14 protein-coding genes are annotated in these 18874 nt (G+C 67.3%); 3 read left to right on the top strand and 11 right to left on the bottom strand.

Annotated features, from left to right (window positions below; genetic code table 11):
• Positions 1–211: 211 nt before the first annotated feature.
• On the top strand, positions 212–931 hold the full coding sequence (locus AACL56_RS33520) for a glycosyltransferase (RefSeq protein WP_339094937.1): 720 nt from the start codon (positions 212–214) through the stop codon (positions 929–931).
• Positions 932–1044: 113 nt separating this feature from the next.
• On the opposite strand, the gene AACL56_RS33515 is transcribed toward AACL56_RS33520, so the two are convergent.
• Positions 1045–1338 (bottom strand): hypothetical protein, encoded by a 294-nt coding sequence (locus tag AACL56_RS33515; RefSeq protein WP_339094935.1) that lies wholly within the window; start codon positions 1336–1338, stop codon positions 1045–1047.
• 119 nt (positions 1339–1457) lie between these two features.
• Entirely contained in the window at positions 1458–3431 is a 1974-nt protein-coding gene (locus AACL56_RS33510) for a sensor histidine kinase (RefSeq protein WP_339094933.1), read from the bottom strand.
• A 580-nt stretch (positions 3432–4011) separates the two neighbouring features.
• Between AACL56_RS33510 and AACL56_RS33505 the strand changes: the two genes are divergently transcribed.
• Complete coding sequence (locus AACL56_RS33505; RefSeq protein ID WP_339094931.1) at positions 4012–6159, top strand: TonB-dependent siderophore receptor; 2148 nt, start codon at positions 4012–4014, stop codon at positions 6157–6159.
• A gap of 278 nt (positions 6160–6437) precedes the next feature.
• Here AACL56_RS33505 and AACL56_RS33500 read toward each other — a convergent pair whose 3' ends face one another.
• From AACL56_RS33500 to AACL56_RS33470, 7 genes are all read right to left on the bottom strand, one after another.
• Entirely contained in the window at positions 6438–6860 is a 423-nt protein-coding gene (locus AACL56_RS33500) for a hypothetical protein (protein ID WP_339094928.1), read from the bottom strand.
• A gap of 101 nt (positions 6861–6961) precedes the next feature.
• On the bottom strand, positions 6962–8359 hold the full coding sequence (locus tag AACL56_RS33495; RefSeq protein WP_339094926.1) for an amidase family protein: 1398 nt from the start codon (positions 8357–8359) through the stop codon (positions 6962–6964).
• Positions 8360–8411: 52 nt separating this feature from the next.
• Complete coding sequence (gene poxB, locus AACL56_RS33490; protein WP_339094924.1) at positions 8412–10148, bottom strand: ubiquinone-dependent pyruvate dehydrogenase; 1737 nt, start codon at positions 10146–10148, stop codon at positions 8412–8414.
• 105 nt (positions 10149–10253) lie between these two features.
• On the bottom strand, positions 10254–10637 hold the full coding sequence (locus tag AACL56_RS33485; protein WP_339094922.1) for a RidA family protein: 384 nt from the start codon (positions 10635–10637) through the stop codon (positions 10254–10256).
• Positions 10638–10792: 155 nt separating this feature from the next.
• Complete coding sequence (locus AACL56_RS33480) at positions 10793–10921, bottom strand: hypothetical protein (protein WP_339094920.1); 129 nt, start codon at positions 10919–10921, stop codon at positions 10793–10795.
• A 246-nt stretch (positions 10922–11167) separates the two neighbouring features.
• Complete coding sequence (locus AACL56_RS33475) at positions 11168–12580, bottom strand: lactonase family protein (protein WP_339094918.1); 1413 nt, start codon at positions 12578–12580, stop codon at positions 11168–11170.
• 399 nt (positions 12581–12979) lie between these two features.
• Positions 12980–14323, bottom strand: coding sequence for a chloride channel protein (locus AACL56_RS33470; protein ID WP_339094915.1), 1344 nt, complete (start codon positions 14321–14323; stop codon positions 12980–12982).
• Positions 14324–14595: 272 nt separating this feature from the next.
• Here AACL56_RS33470 and AACL56_RS33465 point away from each other — a divergent pair, with 272 nt between their 5' ends.
• The gene (locus tag AACL56_RS33465; RefSeq protein ID WP_339094913.1) at positions 14596–15933 is read left to right on the top strand and encodes an NAD(P)/FAD-dependent oxidoreductase; all 1338 of its coding nucleotides are present in this window, start codon (positions 14596–14598) and stop codon (positions 15931–15933) included.
• Positions 15934–15957: 24 nt separating this feature from the next.
• Here the strand turns inward: AACL56_RS33465 and AACL56_RS33460 are convergent, their stop codons facing one another.
• The gene (locus tag AACL56_RS33460) at positions 15958–17283 is read right to left on the bottom strand and encodes an NAD(P)/FAD-dependent oxidoreductase (RefSeq protein WP_339095323.1); all 1326 of its coding nucleotides are present in this window, start codon (positions 17281–17283) and stop codon (positions 15958–15960) included.
• A 355-nt stretch (positions 17284–17638) separates the two neighbouring features.
• Complete coding sequence (locus tag AACL56_RS33455) at positions 17639–18667, bottom strand: OmpA family protein (protein ID WP_339094911.1); 1029 nt, start codon at positions 18665–18667, stop codon at positions 17639–17641.
• Positions 18668–18874: the final 207 nt, after the last annotated feature.

Here is an 18874-nt window from a genome sequence, read left to right as displayed (position 1 = left end):
ATCGTGCGCGCCTGACTTGCCCGGCGCGCGTCGGTGCGCATCGCCTGCCGCCCGCCGGCCCCCCGCGCGAACCGTGTGCGCACCTACAAGCGCACCGCGCGTACGCTGACGACTGCCGCTGCGCCCCGGCCCAACGCTACGGATGAACCAGGCGCAACAACCTCACCGCTGCAACCCGCAGCAGATGCGTCGAAGGAAAAGGCCCTGTCAGATGATCGGCATCGTCGTACCCGCCCACAACGAAGAAGCGCTCGTTCGCGACTGCCTGCGGTCGCTGAAAGAGGCTGCAAGCCACCCCGCGCTGGCGGGCGAGCCCGTGGAGATCGTGGTGGTGCTGGACTCGTGCACCGACGCCACGGGCGTGATCGCCAACGCGAGCGGCGCGACCACGTTGAGCATCCGGGCGTGCAATGTCGGCATGGCGCGCGCCGTGGGCGCGCAATTGCTCATTCTGCGCGGCGCGCGCTGGCTGGCCTTCACCGACGCCGACACGGTGGTGTCGCCCTCATGGTTGGCCGACCAGCTGTCACTGCAGGCCGACGCCGTGTGCGGCACGGTCGGCGTTGCCGACTGGACACCGCATGGCCGCCACGCGGCGCTGCTGGCATCGCATTTCATGCAGACGTACAACGACGACCATGGGCACTCGCATGTGCACGGCGCCAACCTCGGCGTGTCGACCGAGGCCTACCGGCGCGTCGGCGGCTTCAGGCACCTCGCCTGCAGCGAAGACGTGGCGCTGGTCGATGCGCTGGTGGCCAGCGGCGCTTCGGTCGCATGGAGCGCGAAGCCCCGCGTGACGACCAGCGCGCGCAAGGACGCAAGGGCCGTGGGCGGTTTTGCCGACGCACTGCTGCATGCCGTGGCGCAACGGCTGGAGGCTGCCTCGCAGCCGCTGTTCCTGCCGGCGCCGGTGCTGCAGAACACCTGACCTCGCTGCCTGATCGGCGTTGCACGTCGAGCTCAAGGGGACCGTCGACGCTCATGTCTGCTGCGCCGGCATGGCGACCTCGTGGACCGGGGCCAACGGCAGCTTCGCGTTGCCTAGCGAAGCAGCTGCAGGTAGCGCCACGTGCCCCAGCCGACGCCGACGGCGATGCCGATCCCGATGCTCAGGCCCGCGGGCAGGCCGAAGCCGAGCGACAGAAGCAGCATCAGTCCGGCACAGGCCAGCCCGATGACGATCATCGTGACGAAGTCCAAGCGTGCGACCTGGAACGCGTCTTCGCTCATGCTGCGTTCGCGGCGCCCGCGCTTGCTGCGCACGCGGCGCAGCAGCAGGACATCGAGAATGAAATCGAACACGCCGACGAAAAGATCGGCCAGGATGCTCCACATCGATCAGACTCCCAATGATTCAGGCAAGGACGCTGCCTTAAATAGCGGCGTAGGACTGGGCTTCGGCCCGCCGCGCACGACCGCCGGGATCATAGAGGCACGAACGTGCCGTCGCGCATTCAGAGCGCCCGAAGCGCGGGATCTTCGACAGGAGTGCGCGGAAGGTGCAATGCGAGCGTGACGCGCGTGCCTCCCTGCGCGGGCTCGTCGATCTGCAGCGTCGCGCCGATCAGGTTGGCCCTGAAGCGCATGTTGTCCAGGCCCTGCCCGCCGTGGGCCTGTGCTGCATCCGCGGGCTCGCGGTGCCGGCGGGCGCCGAGGCCGATGCCGTCGTCCGCGATCGAGATGGTCGCAACCGTCGCGCTGCTCGCGCGCGGTGCGTGCGGCGACACGTGGGCTTCGCTGTGCAGCCTCGCCTGCACCGTGATCTGCGTCGCCTGCGCATGCTTGAGCACGTTGGTGAAGGCTTCGAGCAGGATCCGCTGGATGTGCATGACCACGTTGGGCGACAGCTCGCTGACTTCGGAGAGGTCCACCACGTCCCATTTCACCTCGATGCCCGCCGCCTCCAGCCGCGACTGCAGCCGGTAGCGCAGCGTTGCCAGCACGGTCATCAGGTCGTCGTTGGCCGTCTGCATCGAATCGATGGCCATGCGTATTTCGTCGAGAGCCAGCTGCACATGCTCGCGCAGCGCCTGCGAAGGCGTGCCGGGCCGCCCCACCATGTTGAGCAGGGCCACGAGCTGAGAGCCGACGCCGTCGTGGATCTCGCGCATGATCCGCTGCCGCTCGTTGGACACGGCCTGGTCCTGCTGCTGTGCGCGCATCACCTCGAAAGCCTCGGTCAGCTGCCGCTCGCGCTCCTCGACCCGTTGCGCGAGGTGGGCGTTGAGCGCGTGGAAGCTGGCCGCCGTGCGGCTGTAGCGCTCCGCGATGAGCCAGCCCATGATGGGAACGAAGGCGAACATCGCATGCTGCAGATAGGTGTGGCGCAGCCCGCTGGCGCTCGAGATGCGCACCGCCAGCAGGTCGTGCAGCCCCGCTGCGATGGAGCCGGCGAGCGCCAGGGTCAGCAGCCACGCTCCCACCCCCGCGTCCGGACCCGACCACGCCCGCCGCACGCACAGCCAGAGCGACGCCAACGAAACGGGCACCACCGTGCAAAGGCCCAGCGTGAACAGCACCGGCCTGTGCAGCGCGAACGAGGAAGCCGTGAGCGCCGCGCCGAGGAAGATCGCCGCGTCCATCGCACGCTCGAGCCTGTGCGGCGCGGTGCCGGTCGCGAGCACGGAAAAGCGGCACATCAGCACCATGTGCGACAGGTAGCACGTCGCAGCCAGGGCGCCCAGCATCGGCCATGGCACCGGAATGTCGGCCCAGGCGCGATCGACGATGCGCAAGGTGCCGATCAGCGCGCCCAGGCTGAACCATCCGTACATCGGCTGCCGCTGACGCAGCCACAGCGCGCCCGTCAGGATGCCCATGCCCGACAAGCCGACTGCGAACACCAGCCATGCGAGTTCGCGCCAGCGCCGGCTGGTGTCGTAGACGGGCTCGATCAGCGCGCGCGGCCCGTAGTGCAGGGTCGACAGCCCGCCCAGGCGCTGGGGCTGGATGGTTACGTCGACACGCAGTTCGTTCGGCCGGTCGGCGTGCAGCAGCGCGGCGGGCACCACGGCCATCACCGGATGCTTCGAGGCATCGAAGAGCGGGTCGCCGAGCTGGCCCCAGCGCTGCACGAGGCCGTCGTTCACGCGCACCTCGACCTGGCTGCCGACGCGCGAGAACAGGAGCGCCATCGGCTCCGGGCCGGTGTGCGCCGGCAATTCGATGCGGTAGGTGGCGCTGCCGCCGAGGCCGGGGTACTGCGCGTCCCATCGCCTGGAGAGGCGCACGGGCCCTTCGTGCGGCGCGCGGCCGTCGGGCCGCAGGACGGCGCTCGCCTCGTCCAGCATCAGGATCGCGCCGCTGGGCAGCGTGGGCGGCTCCATCAACGCCGCCACCCATACCGCCAGGATCAGCGCCACTGCCAGCGCGAGCGGCCAGCGGCCGACGCGGAACGTCAGCCGCCGCAAGCTCCCGGCGCTTGCCATCGGTGCCGACATTCCGGGCTGCAGTTCTTCTGACATCGAAGCCAATGGTGGGTTGTCTGCGGCGGCGGCGACGCATGTCGCGCCGGTGCTGCTGAAGACCGACTGCCCCTGCACGGCGCTGCCGCAAGGGATGACCGGTCGTCGCCGGATTCTGCCGCAGCGGCGGGCGGGCCGTGGCGGCCCTGTCCGGTCACGGCGTGCCTGCGCACCGGAGCGCTCGTTGCCGCGAACAGCCGGAAGCGGTTGCACGAACTCCAGCGTCGCGGCCCGGGTGCATGCATCAGCGATGCGGGCGAGAACGCGGCGCGACTGACGGTGCAGCTGTTACATGTGCACAACATTCGGCCTGCATCTCGTCTGGGATTTCCCGTCCTGCAGCATTCAAAACTTACAATTGAGAATGATTGTTATTTGCTCTGAACGGCAATTGGCAATGTCCGCAAGAAGCCGTCCTTCGCGATGCGAGACGCGCTTCCTTCTCTTGCCGCACAGGCGGTTTTCACTGTCCCCTTTAGCTCTACTGATGCCTTCTTCGCTCGGCCGCGCTCCGCGCACAAATTCCTTCTTTGCACTGAAGCCCTTGGCGCAACTGGCACGTCAGTGCCTCGGCGGTTCGCTCGCATTGCTGGCCGTCGGCGCCATGGCACAGACCGCGACCGGCACCGCTGACAACGCGACCACCACCAGCAGCACGGGCACCAGCCTGCAGGAGGTCGTCGTGACCGATCAGGCGCAATCCATCGGCGGCCTGCAGAAGACCTACTCGGGCGGCCAGCTCGCGCGCGGCGGCAGCCTCGGCATCCTGGGCATCACCGACCTGATGAACGTGCCCTTCAGCACGACCAACTACACCTCCGAGCTGATCGAGAACCAGCAGGGCATCACGATCTCCGACGTGGTGATGAACGACGCGTCGGTGCGCACGCTCCAGGCACGCGGCGGCTACGGCGACGACTTCCAGATCCGCGGCTTCTCGGTCGGCTCGCGCGACGTGAGCATGAACGGCCTCTACGGCCTGGCACCCTCGACCCGCATGCCGGTGGAAATGCTCGAGCGCGTCGAAGTGCTCAAGGGCCCCGGTTCGCTCACGAACGGCGTGGGCCCCAACGGCAGCGTCGGCGGCAGCATCAACGTGGTGACCAAGCGCGCGGCCGACGTGCCGCTCACGCGCCTGACCGGCACCTACATGGGCGACCGCCAGTTCGGCACCCACCTGGACGTGGGCCGCCGCTTCGGGCAGGACAACCAATGGGGCGTGCGCGTCAACGGCGTGTGGCGCAACGGCGAAGGCAACATCGACGGCGGCCGCCAGCGCCTGGGGCTCGGCTCGATCGGGCTCGACTACGCGGGCGACCGCCTGCGCTGGTCGATGGACGGCCTCTACACCAGCGGCCGGACCAACGAATTCCGCCCCCAGAGCGCATTCCTCGCGGGCATCACGCAGGTGCCGACCCCGCCCGACAGCCGCTCGACCTTCTATCCGGGCGCACAGCTGACGGACAAGGCCAAGACCGTGATCTCGCGGCTCGAGTACGACATCAGCGACAGCACGATGGTCTACGGCAGCGTGGGCTACAGCGACGTGACCAGCAACCAGGGCTTCCCGACCGCCGTGCAGCGCATCAACACGCTGGGCAACTTCACCGTGCGCAACGGCTACTACGACGAATACAACCAGACTTCGTCCGGCGAGATCGGCATCCGCACGAAATTCAAGACCGGCAGCATCGGCCACACCGTGGTGGTGGCGGGCAACCGCATGGAGCGCGAAACCGGCTACTTCTACCAGCTGACCACCGCCGCAGCCGCCTCCAACATCTACAACCCGTCGCCGCTGCCGGCCATCAACTTCCCGCGCGGCCAGCCGAGCAAGTCGGCCGAACTGGTGCAGTCCAGCGTCGCCATCGCCGACACGATGAGCTTCTTCGGCGACCGCCTCCTCGCGACCGTCGGCCTGCGCGACCAGACCATCAACCAGAAGAGCGTCAACGGCTCGACGGCCTACGACGCCAGCTCGGTGACGCCGCTGGTCGGCGTGGTGTTGAAGCCGCAGCAGAACATTTCCATCTACGGCAACTACACCGCGGGCCTGACGGCCGGCGGCGTTGCGGGCCCGACCACGGCCAACCGCGGCGAAGTGTTCGCACCGCAGAAGTCGAAGCAATACGAAGTGGGCGTCAAGGTGGACTGGGGCACCCTCATGACCCAGGTCGCCCTGTACGACATCCGCAAGCCCAACGCGCAGACCGATCCGACGACCCTGGTCTACAGCTTCGGCGGCGAGCAGCGCAACCGCGGCATCGAGTTCACCGCGTACGGCGAAATCCAGCGCGGCCTGCGCGCCATGGCCAGCGCATCGTTCAACGACGCGAAGCTCACCCGCACACCGGGCGGCGTGAACCAGGGCAACGACGCGAACGGCGTGCCGGACCGCACCTTCAACATCGGCCTCGACTGGGACCTGCCGTGGGTGCCGGGGCTGAGCCTGAACGGCCGCGTCATCAACACCTCGTCGCTGTACTACGACGCGGCCAACCTGCTGCGCATGCCGAGCTGGACGCGCGTGGACCTGGGTGCCCGCTACGTGGTCAAGATGGGCGGCAAGCCGGTGGTGCTGCGTGCCAACCTGGAAAACGCGACCAACAAGTCGTACTGGGTGACGACGACCGGCTATGCGACCGTGGGTGCGCCCCGCACGCTGATGCTGTCGGCGTCCATCGACTTCTAAAACCGCTGGCCCTCGCCCTTCTCGCTCGAAGGGAGGCCTGCGCCGCTGCGGCGCCACCGAACCCGAAGCCACGCAGGACAGCTCCTGCGGGGGCGGAGTTCACGCCCCGTCATTGGCGACCACGTCGATGTCCGGTCGTGGCGGTGGAGCGGTTCTCGAGCCACGCGCTGCTGCCCGCGCGCGAGCGAGCATCGAATCCGCATCGCGCGCACAGGCCTTGCGGGGCCTGTCGTCGATCGCGCTCATCTGCAGCCACGCCCCCGGGCCGGGCCGCGCCGTCAACCGTGCATCACCGACGCGACGCAGCGGCATTCGAACGGGACCGCCTCCATGAAGTCGTCGGCCCAGAACACGTCGCAGAGGCCAATCCAGACCAGTTCGATGTGTCCCTCGCTGAAGCGTCCGAACGTCAGTGTCGCGTCGTACACAGCGTGGTGGCCGAACACGTACATCAGGGCCAGTTCCGGATGCGGATACGCGGCGTCCGAGCTGCTTCTCCACGAGGTGGTCGCGCCCGCCAGTCCGGCCGGTGCATGCGCCGGCATGCGCAGCCCCTGGTGGGCGAGCGCAGGTGACCACGTCTCACCGTCGAACTCCTTCGGCGCGGTCTCGATCTCCACGCGCCAGAGTCCATCGGACTTCCGCACCACCGCCGAGGTGACGTCGAACTTCCGGTCTCGAAGGGCAAGGTAGCTGTTCATGGATGGGGTTTCGGGCGCGCAGACACAAGGATGTTTCCGGCCGCATTCTCCCCGGTGCCGAGCGGACGCCCCCGCCGGTCCGGGTGCGGCCCGCTGCCGGACTACGACGGGTCGACCACCGGGATCGGCGCGCCTCGCGCCTCGATGTCAGCACCGGCATCGAGGCAGAGGTCTTCGCGGAACCGCGGGGCGACCAGTTGCACGCCAACCGGCGTAGTGCCGACGGAACCCGTGGTGACCGCCAGCCCCGGCAGGCCGATGGCCGGAAAGGCGCGCATGGGCAACTGCGCATCCCACACGCGCTGGAACCCCGCGCTGCCCTGCAGGTCCAGGTCGTCGGGAAACGGCAGTTCGGTCGACACCGGCAACAGCATCACCGCGTAGTACTCGAAGAACAGGCTCCAGCGCCGGGCCTCGGTCGCGCGTCGCAGCAAGGCACTGGCCACGATGTCGGGCGGCATCTTTTCGACGGCACCGCGCACACCGTCCACCACGGCGCGCGCACCCGGATCGCCGTCGCGCTCGACCGCGTCCGACAGGTTGGCGAAGCCGTCGCCGAGCCACAACTGCTGCTGGATGTCGGCGAGCGCCTGCAGCGAAGGGGTCTGCTCCACTTCGACGACGGTCCATCCGGCGTCTTCCAGACGGCGCGCCGCGTCCCTGAGCGCCGACTCGACCTCCGCGGCGACGTCGATGCCATCGGGACGCACGCAGAGCGCGACGCGCCTGGGCATTGGCTTGCCGGCCAATGCGAGGGACACGTGCCAGGGATCGCGGATGTCGGTCATCGACATCGCGGCCAGCGCGAGCCGCAGGTCTTCGACGCTGCGCGCCATCGGGCCCGTGCTCGACATCAGCTGCGGGCCGATGCCGCGCTCCGGCGACGACGCGTTGTACGCCGGCACCCGGCCGAAGCTGGGGCGCAATCCCTGGATGCCGCAGGCATACGCCGGGTAGCGCAGCGAGCCTCCGATGTCGCTGCCCAGCGCGATCGGGCCGATGCCTGCCGCGACGGCTGCAGCGCCGCCGCCCGACGAGCCGCCGGGCGTCAGCCGCGGGTCGCGGGGGTTGACCGTCTTGCCATGGACCAGATTGCTCGTGAACCAGCGCAGCGCGAACGTGGGCGAGTTGCTGCGCCCCACGAGCAAGGCGCCGGCATGCAGCAGGTTGTCCACGGCCGGACTGTTGCGCGCGGCGACGAGGTCACGCTGCAGGCGAGTGCCGTTGGTGGTGGCGAAGCCCGCCTCGTCCGCGTTGATCTTCACCGTGACCGGCACGCCGGCGAGCGGACCTGGATCGTGCCCTTGCGCCAGCAGTGCGTCGATGCGGTCCGCCTGACAGCGCACATGGTCGGGCCGGCATTCGACGATCGCGTTGATCTTCGGGTTGACGGCGTCGAGGCGCTGCAGCGCATCTTGCGCAACCTCGCGTGCCGACACTTCGCGTGCGCGCACCAGTCCGGCAAGCTGGCTTGCCGTCATCTTCCATAGTTCAGTCATGCAGTTCTCTCTTTGCTTTTTTGTCGGATCGCCGATCGGGGGATGGGCTTGCTCAGCGCCACAGGTTGCTTGCGGCCAGTTCGATGATTTCGTCCGTCCGGCCGTTCATCACCGCCTGCAGCATGTAGAGCGAGAAGCCTTTCGCCATCTCCTTCGAGATCGCCGGCGGCATGGCGAGCTCGGTGCGGCTGACGACCGCATCGACCAGCACGGGGCCGTCGTGCGCAAGCGCTTCGGCAATGCCCTCCCGGATCTGGTCGGGACGTTCGAGCCGGATCCCGCGGATGCCGACCGCCTCGGCCATGGCGGCGAAGTCGGGGTTGTGCAGGTCGGTTCCGGTGCTGAGGATGCCGGTGGCTTTCTGCTCCAGCTCCACGAAGCCGAGTGCGCCGTTGTTGAACACCACCACCTTCACCGGAAGCCCGCGTTGGGCCAGGGTGAGGAAGTCGCCCATCAGCATGCTGAAGCCGCCGTCGCCGCAGAGCGAGATCGTCTGGCGCTGGCGGAAGGTCGCCTGTGCGCCGATGGCCTGGGCCATGGCGTTGGCCATGGAGCCGTGCACGAAGGAGCCCATCAGCCGCCGCTTTCCGTTCATGCGGAGGTGCCTCGCGGCCCACACGGTCGGCAGGCCGACGTCGCAGCTGAACACGGCATCCTCTTGCGCAAGGTCACTCAGCGTCTTCACGATCTGCTGCGGATGGATGCGGCGGCTGTCTGGCGTGATCGCGGCCAGTTCGTCCAGCGCACGTTCGCCGCGTGCGTGGTGCGCCCGTGCGCGCGCGAGGTGATCGCCGTGCGGGTTGTGCTCGAGCAAGGGCAACAGCGCATCCAGGGTGGCGCGCACGTCGCCGACGACGCCCAGCTCGACATGCGCGCGTCGCCCGATCTGCCCGGGGCGTATGTCGACCTGGGCAATGCGCACGCCCTCGCCTTGCGGATAGAACTGGCGGTAGGGAAAATCGGTGCCCAGCATCAGCAGCACGTCGCAATCGCGCATCGCGTAGTAGCCCGACGACACGCCGATCAGCCCCGTCATGCCGACGTCGTACGGGTTGTCCCAGGCCACGTGTTCCTTGCCGCGCAGCGCATGCACCACCGGCGCCTGCAGCCGTTCGGCCAACGCGACGAGCTGCTCGTGCGCTTCTGCGCAGCCGGCGCCGCACAGCATGGTGATGCGCCGGCCGCTGTGGAGCAGGTCGGCCAGCCGGCGCAGCGATGCCGGCGCCGGCGTCACCACCGGCGGCGCCGGCAGCAGGCTCTCGATGTCGATGGGCGGCGCCGCCTCGGCTCGCTGCATCGCCACATCGCCCGGAATCACCACCACCGAGACCCCGCGCTTGCCCACGGCCTCGCGAATGGCGATCTGCAGCGTTCGCGGCATCTGCGCGCTGCTGGACACCAGTTCGCAGTAGTGGCTGCATTCGCTGAAGTAGGTCTGCGGATGGGTTTCCTGAAAGTAGCCCGAACCGATTTCCGCCGATGGAATGTGCGCGGCGATCGCCAGCACGGGCACGCGCGAGCGGTGGGCATCGAACAGGCCATTGACCAGGTGCAGGTTTCCGGGCCCGCAGCTGCCGGCGCACACCGCCAGCGACCCCGTGAGGTGGGCCTCGGCGCCGGCCGCGAAGGCGGCCACTTCCTCGTGGCGCACATGCACCCACTCGATGTCGCCGCGACGCCGGATCACGTCGGTCAGTCCGTTGAGGCTGTCTCCCACGAGCCCGTAGATGCGCTTGACGCCGGCGGTGACCAGCGTGTCGACGAATTGTTCAGCGACCGTCTTTTGCATTGTTCTCTTGCTCCGTTCGGATGTGTGCCCGGTGGCGGCTGCCGCATGCCTTGCGTGATGCGCGATCGCCCGTCTGGCGACACCGGCGCAGGGATATGGCCCGCTTCACTCGAGCACCATGATGGCGTCGGCCTCGACGCGGCATCCCTGGGGCAGGCTCGCAATGCCGACCGCGACGCGGGCGGGGTACGGCCGCGAGAAGTACTCGGCCATGATGCTGTTGACCTTGGGCGAATCCGCCAGGTCGGTAAGGTACACAGTGAGCTTGACCACGTGCGCCAGGTCACCGCCGGCAGCCTCCGCCACGGCGCGCAGGTTGGAGAACACCTGGTGGATCTCCTCCTCCGCGCTGGCGGCGCTGATCTTCTGCGTCTTCGGATCGATCGGAATCTGCCCGGACAGGTACACGGTGCTTCCGGTGCGGATCGCCTGGCTGTAGTTGCCGATGGCTGCGGGTGCCAGATCGGTATGGATGACTTGTCGTTGCATTTCGCGGCTCCAGTGGTGTTGCAATGTGAGCGCACGATGGCTGCTGCAACGCATCGGGCATTGCGTGCGAAGCGAAGCGACTCCTCGTCGCCAGACCATCTTGCGCTCGTTGGTCGGTGCTTTGGAGTAGACATGGCGCGGCCATGCCGCATCAATCAGCTGTTGGTATAGGTCGAGGCAAACGAATCGACGATGCCCGATGCGGCCCTGTCGCGGGTTGGCGATTCATCGAACAGCGGCGAATGCCCGGGACGCGGCGACCAGGCGCAGATGATGTTCGCCACGGCGCACCCCATGCGTCCCTGCGCACAGGCCGGCAAGGCGAAACCGCTTGCCGTGACCGGTCCGGCACGCGGGCGGCGCCTGCCAGCTTGCCTTGGCCGCGAAGCCCTTCGCCATGTTCGCCTGTGCGCGACGTTGTACGCGACCTTCCCCAGCGTCCAGGAGGCCGCGAGCGGCCCCAGCGACTGGGTCCAGAGCATGAGCGCCAACTGCGTCGGTGCTTCGCGGGACCTGCGCCGGGGCCCGCGCTACTTCGTGAGCACGAAGAACTGCGGCCCGCCGGCTCCGGCCGGGTGCGCAGCTTGCAGAGCGAGCGCGCCGGTGGCCCGGTCGATCTCGAAGATCGAGATCGTGCTGTTGCCCTGGTTCGCCGTGTAGGCGAACCGGCCTGTGCGATCCACGGTCACGGAGTTGGGCGTGTTGGCTCCGACCGAGAACGGCTGGCCCGGCACCGCTGTCAGCGCGCCGGTTCGTGGGTTGATGGCGTAGGCCGAGACGTTGTGAGAGTTCCTGTTCGCAACGTACACGAAGCGTCCGGTCGGATCGATGGCCATGCCAAAGGGTGTGGTGCCCAAGGGCACCGAACCGATCGAAGTGAACGCTCCCGAGGTCTGGTCGATGGAATAAGCGAGCAGGGTGCCGGGGTTGCTGCCGGCGCTCACGTACGCGAAACGGCCGCTGGGCTCGGCCGCGACGTCGACGAAGCCGCCGACAGGCAGCGCGACCGACATAGGTGGCGAAGTCGGAACGCCGGTGCTCTGATCCAGGCGGAACACTTCGATCGACGCGCCGTTGGGCACGAACGCGAATCGCCCGTCGGCATCGAAACCCAGCTTGCGGCCGTTGCCGCCGGCCACGGCCACGGCGGTAGCGCTGTCGAGGTCGCCAGTGGCGGCATCGATATGGAGCCGATGGATCTGCCCATCGCCGATCACGTAGGCAAAACGCCCCTTGGGTTCGACGCCGACAAACACCGGGCTTGCGCCGACACCGGTGGTGATATTGAGGTTCTGCGACAGCAGGCCGGCGGGATCGATCGTGTATTGGGTGACCCCTCGGGTGCCGGTGAAAACGCTGGCGTAGAGCTTTTTCCCGGAGGGATGCGCTGCCACGTGCTGGGGTGCGCCTGCCAGTGGGTACGTGGTGGCTGCCGTCAAACTGCCATCCGGAGAAACGGTGTATGCAGTCAGATAGTCGGGTTGTTCGTTGGCCGCAAAGCCGAACCGATCGGCTCCGGCCTCCGAACAGTTGACCGTCACCGAACTCACCGACGCCCCCGCCACCTTCCCGAAGGCCTGTTTCGCCACGCAGACTTGCAGCGCCGCCGGCTGCGTCTTCACGGTCACGCCGTAGTCGGCACCGTCGTCCAGCGCAGTGCCGAAACTGAAACTGCCGTCGGCTCCGACGGCCAAGTCGTCGCCCGCGTTGTTCTGCAATACCAGCCCGCCGCCTGCCAGGCCGGTGACGGAGCCGCCGACGGTGAACTTGGGCGCGGGAGGAGGAGGAGGAGGAGGAGGAGGAGGAGGAGGAGGAGGAGGAGGAGGAGGTGGTGGTGGCAACGGTGTATCGCCTCCGCCGCCGCTGGACGGAGGAACGGGCCCGAAGGAGAAGCCGCCGCCGCCGCCGCACGATGCAAGCATCAAGGGCACGGCGATGGCCAAGGCGAGATGTAGGCGGGTGCGAGCGAGCAGTGGCGGCATCGTGTAATTGCGAAACAAATGTGGTCGCAATGTTATCGGGGCGCGCAGCTGGTTGCGGGTGCCCGCACCGGCGCCCGCCTGGCGACCGATCTCATGCTCTTGGCCGGAGGTGGTCGCACCCGGTGAGTCGAGGCCAGGCGCCGGCGGCATCCCTAACCGTTCGGCAGGTTCTTCGGACGACAGAAGGTGACCGCGCGCTGCGCGCGGCGAAACCGGGCTTGAACCGCCAATGACAGGTTCCGGCCGACAGCGGAAGTCCGGTCTGTTCTTCTCGACACTTCCCAAAGTGGCCGCCTTGTTCGCGGCCTGGTTCCCCGCTGCCGACGCTCGAGATATGGAGCGAATCAGGTCGTGTCCGAATCAGGCAGCGGCGTTCTTTACCGGCTCGGGTTCGGCCGCGATCGCTTTGACCATGTGATCGGCGAGCGCCTCATAGAGCGGCCGGCTGATCATGCGCGACACCAGGCTGGCAAGCATCGCGCACGCCATCAGACTCAACACCATCGAATGGCCATCCACCATTTCCATCACGATGATAAAAGCGGTGAGCGGTGCTTGTGTCACCGCGGCAAGAAATCCCGCCATGCCCAATGCAATGAGCGCCGGCCCAAGGTCAGAAGCCACAAACTGCGCCACGCTGTTCCCGATCCCTGCGCCAACCGACAGGGACGGCGCGAAGATTCCGCCGGGCACACCGCACCAGGCGGTGATCCAGGTGGAGATCAACTTCAGCACCGAGTACAGCGGAGCCAACTCGTACTTGCCGACCAGCATGTGTTTGACCGTCTCCGAGCCCGCACCGAAAGTGGCTCCACCACTTGCGAGGCCGATCAACGCGACGACCAGCCCTCCGGCAGCGGCGAAGCGTATCGGCCAGCGCGCCCGCCAGCGGTTCAGCCGCTGCGGCGCGCCTGTCAGCGACGCGATCATCAGCCGCGCAAAGACGCCACCGGCGACGCCCGTGACGAGTGCGACAAGCAGGCCGGGCCCCACAATGTCCCAACCCAGGCGCGGCACCTTGATGACGCCGAAGTAGCTCAAGTTGCCGAACGCCGAGACGGCGACGAGGCCGGCCAGCACGATGGCAGTGATGATCACGCCGCTGGAGCGAGCCTCCAGGCGGCCCGAGAGCTCCTCGATCGCGAACACCACGCCGGCAAGGGGTGCATTGAAGGCAGCGGCGATACCTGCCGCACCTCCCGCCACCAGCAGCGAACGCATATCGATCGTCGAATGGGGAGAGAGCCAGCGACGCGCGTGCTGCATCACACCGGCAGCGACCTGGACGGATGGCCCTTCGCGTCCGATGGACAGGCCCGCGGCGAATCCGCCGACCCCCAGAACCACCTTGGCGACCGTCAATCTCAGCGAAGCGAATCGACCACGCCTGGAGGGGGGAAGGTCGGGATCGAGGGCCGCCTTGATCTGCGGGATTCCCGAGCCTGAGGCGCCGGGAAACCAGCGCCTCGTGACCCAGACGATGCCGGCGGTGAGCGCGGGGGTCCACAGAAGCACCAGCCAACCATGGACAGAATAGATGTGCTCGAAGAGAGCGAATGCCCAATCGGCTGCAATCGTGAAGCCCACCACGAACAGCCCGGCAAAGATCGCGTACCCCAGCACGATGGCGCGATCCACCCACAGGCGCCAACTCGACAGCTCGCCGCGCAGGTTGGCAAAAAAGTCCGGTTCCCCATGTGACATGTGGGAGACATGTTACCGCTGCGCCCCGGCGGTGGGCGCCGGACCGGCGGGGCTCGAACACCGGTCAGCGCGATCTGCGGACGATGTCCTTCGTGCGCCGCAGCTTCGGTCCCACCACCGGGAGCGTCCGCTGACGGTCGCGACGGCCACGCTGGTTCGCTGGAAGTCCCGGTCGGAGCATGGCGTTCAGCCGTTCCGGGCTCGCCTAAACTTGCCGGGTTCGACCGAACAGCGACCCCTCACAAACCAATTCCAACACGGAGAAGCAGCATATGAGCAGTGGACAGTTCGTCACCACCGAGCCCGATGTCGTAGTCATCGGCGGAGGTCCCTCTGGCTCCACAGTGGCGGCATTGCTTGCGGACAAGGGGCATGACGTGGTGTTGATCGAGAAGGCGCAGCACCCGCGCTTCCACATCGGGGAGTCACTGCTGCCGATGAACATGCCGCTTTTCGACCGGCTGGGCGTGCGTACCGAGGTCGAGGCCATCGGCATCAGGAAGCACGGCGCGGAGTTCGTCTCGCCGTGGCACGACCACAACAGCCACTTCGACTTCGGTGAGGCGATGGACAAGAGCTTCCCTTACGCAGTGCACGTGCGCCGCTCGGAATTCGACGAACTCCTGTTCCGCCATGCCGGCAAGCGCGGCGCGCGCACCTTCGAGCAGCATCGCGTGACGGGCGTGGACATGGACGCCGGCAAGGGCACGCCCGACAACCGGCCACTGGTCAAGGTCAAGGCCGACGACGGCACCGAAACCGCCTGGCGCCCGCGCTTCGTGATCGACGCCAGCGGCCGCGACACGCTGCTGTCGAACCAGTTCGACGCCAAGCGCCGCAACCGCAAGCACGCCAGCGCGGCGCTGTTCGGCCACTTCGCCAATGCCGAGCGGCGGCCGGGCCGCTTCGAGGGCAACATCTCGCTGTTCTGGTTCGACCATGGCTGGTTCTGGTACATCCCGCTGAAAGACGGCACCGTGAGTGTCGGCGCGGTGGCCTCGCCGGCCTACTTCAAGAACCGCAAGGGCTCGCTCGAGGAGTTCCTGATGGAAACCATCGCGCTCGCACCCAAGCTGGCGGCCCGCCTGAAGAACGCCACGCTGATGGAAGGCGCCACCTCCACCGGCAACTACGCCTACGACTCCGCGTTCTGCCGCGGCGACCGCTTCATGATGGTGGGCGACGCCTACGCCTTCGTCGACCCGATGTTCTCCTCGGGCGTGTACCTGGCGATGAACAGCGGTTTCGAGGCCGCCACCGCTGCAGACTTCTGGCTCAAGGGTGAGATGAAGGAGGCCGAGCGTGCCTTCCGTCACTACGAGAAGGTCATGAAGCACGGCCCGAAGATGTTCTCGTGGTTCATCTACCGCATCACCTCGCCGGCCATTCGCCGCCTGTTCATGGCGCCGCGCAACATCTGGCGCATGCAGGAGGCGCTGCTGTCCATCCTGGCCGGCGACCTGTTCCGCGACACGCCCATCGGACCGCGCTTCTGGGGCTTCAAGGTGACGTATTACGCGTCTTGCCTGGGCATCCTGCCGCAGGCCGTGAAGACCTGGGCCTGGCGCCGGCGCAACCTCAAGGAATCGCTCGCGGCTGCGAAGGGTTGATCTGGCGGACGTGGTCCTTGCGGATCACTCCGCCTTCATGATCGTTTCGCCGTTCAGGGCGCCCGTGTCGCGAATGTTGAAGCGATGCCGCTTCCAGCCGGCATAGGTTCGTCGCCAGTTGAGGATGGAGACGAAGTAGTACACCACCTTGAACATGAGCAGGGAGCGCCGGTACCGGGCGCCATGGTGGATGTCGGCCGCCAGCAATGACATCAGGCCCTTCTTCACGTTGAAGATGTCCTGCGGGTGCATGAACATGTCCCGGATCGTCGGATTGGTGACCCGATAGATGAACCAGGAGTAGTCGCGCGGCCCGGTGCGCATGCGCTTCTCGAGGTCATGGCGCGCCAGTGGCAGTCTTTCGGGCTGGTCGAGCGCCGTCGCGACCAGTTGGGCCCCGTCGAAGGCGCTCTGCATGGCAAGGTAGACGCCCGAGGAGAACATCGGGTCGATGAAGGTGAAGGCGTCGCCGATCATCAGATAGCGATCGCCCGTCGCGTGGGTGCTCGAGTAGGAAAAGTTGCCCGTCGCATGCACCTTGTCATCGACCAGGGTCGCGCCTTTGAGCCGGTCGGCCAGTTCCGGGCACAGCGCGATGGTGTCGTAGAAGTAGTCCTTGAGCGGCTTGTCGCGCGCCTTCAGGTAGTAGGCCCAGCACACGGCGCCGACGCTGGTCGTGCCATCGGCCAGCGGAATGAACCAGAACCAGCCATGCTCGAACCAGCAGATGCTGATGTTGCCTTCGCGTTTGCCCTCGAGCCGGCGGGCGCCCGTGAAGTGACCGAACAAGGCCGTGCTGTTGTGGTCCGGATTCTTCTGCTTGCTCTTGAACTTCGTGGCGAGCATGGTGTCGCGGCCGCTGGCATCGACCACGAAGCTGGTTCGCCAGGTCTGCTCGACGCCATCGTCGGACCGACTGCGCACGGTGGCCCCTGCCTGATCGAAGTCCAGCGCGGTGACCTTCGTTCCTTCATGGGTCTGCGCGCCGGATCGCGCTGCGTTGCGAAACAGCAGTTCATCCAGTTCCGAACGCCTGACCTGCCATGCCGACCCCTTCGATGGGTCCCAGCCTTCTGCGAAGTCGACGTAGCTGCAATAGTCGAGGTCGGGCGGCACGAACTCGATGCCGAACTTCGGCATGCCGATCTTCTCGACCTCCTCACGCACACCGAGCCGCTCGAAGAGCTCCACGTTTCCGGGCAACAGCGATTCCCCGATGTGGAATCTCGGGTGGTGCGCCTTCTCGAGCAGGACCACCTTGCGCCCCTGCTTCGCGAGCAATGCCGCGGCCGTGGAGCCCGCAGGACCGCCGCCGATCACGAGGACGTCGCATGTCTGCTCGATGTTCATCATGTTCCTCTCGGCATGGAGCTCGCCATGACATTTGTAAACGAGGGATATTAGTCGTTCGAAGGCGGCATGGCGGCTTTTGCAGACGCGCCCTTCGAGGGCTGGAGACTCAGGATCGCATCGCATTTGCCGCGCCGTGACGGCAGTAACGAACGCTGACCGGGCGCCCCTTCGCGCATGGGGACCCGACGGGCAGGCATGACCGACGTTCGAAGCTGACCCCGCTCGTGCGCGAAGCTCGGCCCGCCTACTGGCGCTGGCGGGACGCTCCCAGAATGCTTGCGGCGCCCGACGTGGCGGTGGCTGCCTTCATGCCGCATCGGGCGCAGCAGCGCGTGCAGACGGAAAAGATCGCCTACTGCGGCACCAGCTCCACGCGCCGGTTCTTGGCGCGGCCCTCCTCGGCCGCGTTGCTGGCGACGGGCGCCAGGTCTGCGACGCCATACGCGCCGAGCCGGCTGGCGGCGATCGCGTACTGGCCGACCAGGGCCGCATTGACCGCCTCCGCCCGGCGCTTCGACAAGGCGATGTTGCTCTCCAGCGCGCCCTGGTTGTCGGTGTGCCCGACCACGCGCAGCTTGAGCGCGGGCTCGGCCTTGAGCAGCTTGGCGATCTCGTCCAGGGCAGGCTTCGAATCGGGCTTGATGTCGGCCTTGGCGGTGTCGAACAGGATGCCGTAGAGCGCCACGCGCCCGTTGGCGGCGATGGCCTTGGACATGTCGCCGGCGCTGACGGTGACCATGTTCTGCTTCATGGCGCCGACCTCGACGATGTCGACCGCCGCATAGGCGCCCTTGACTGCCTTGTAGTCCTTGCTGTCCTTGGCCCACTGCACCGCCTCGACGACGACGTAGAGGTCGCCCTGCGGCCGCGGAATCCTGAAGCTGGCCAGGCGCGCCGTCCCGACATCGGCCGTCGAGAAGGTGTACGTGCTGCGGCTGGTCTTGATCTCGTTCCAGCTGTAGGCACAGAGGAAGCAGCTGCGGCTCTTGAAGTTGTCGTCGCGGCCCGAGTCGTAGAGCGTGACGCCGCCGGCGGCCTGCACTTCGTTCTGGTAGTTGCGGATCAGCTCCGCCGTGGAGGTGTCGCCAGGCGATTCGTACCAGAGCCGGGTCAGTGCCCCTTCGACCGGCACGCTGCTCGTCCAGCTGCGCTTGCGGGACGTGGTGTCGTAGCCCTTGTAGGTGCCCGTGGGCACCAGGTATTCGTCGAAGCGCTTGAAGTCGTAGCCGACGATGGTCGAGCCTGCGAAGCGCTTGAGCAGCGGGTTGTCCTTGGCGCCGGGAAGGTCCTGGCCGGATGCGACGGTCGAGAGGAACAGCAGGCCGGCGAGTGCAGGACCGGCGAGCAGCCGGGCAAGAGCGGGGACGGAACGCACGAGCATGAATGACTCCGGAATTGGACGGCGCGATTGTGTCGATTTCCGGTCGCCGTGGCTGCACGGCCGTTCGGCCTATGAAGAACGTCCGTACCGGCTGCGGCGTGCCGCGCCTGTCCATGTACGGCAAGGCGCCTACATCCGGCTGCGCAAAAAGCACTACGCGGACCGGGCCCCGGCATGCGGAGACTACGGTGGCCCCTCGCCTCAAAC

It is taken from the genome of Variovorax paradoxus, assembly GCF_902712855.1.
Classification (GTDB): Bacteria; Pseudomonadota; Gammaproteobacteria; order Burkholderiales; family Burkholderiaceae_C; genus Variovorax; species Variovorax paradoxus_Q.
Note: the sequence above shows the minus strand (reverse complement) of the source record. Positions and strands in the feature narration are given on the sequence as shown.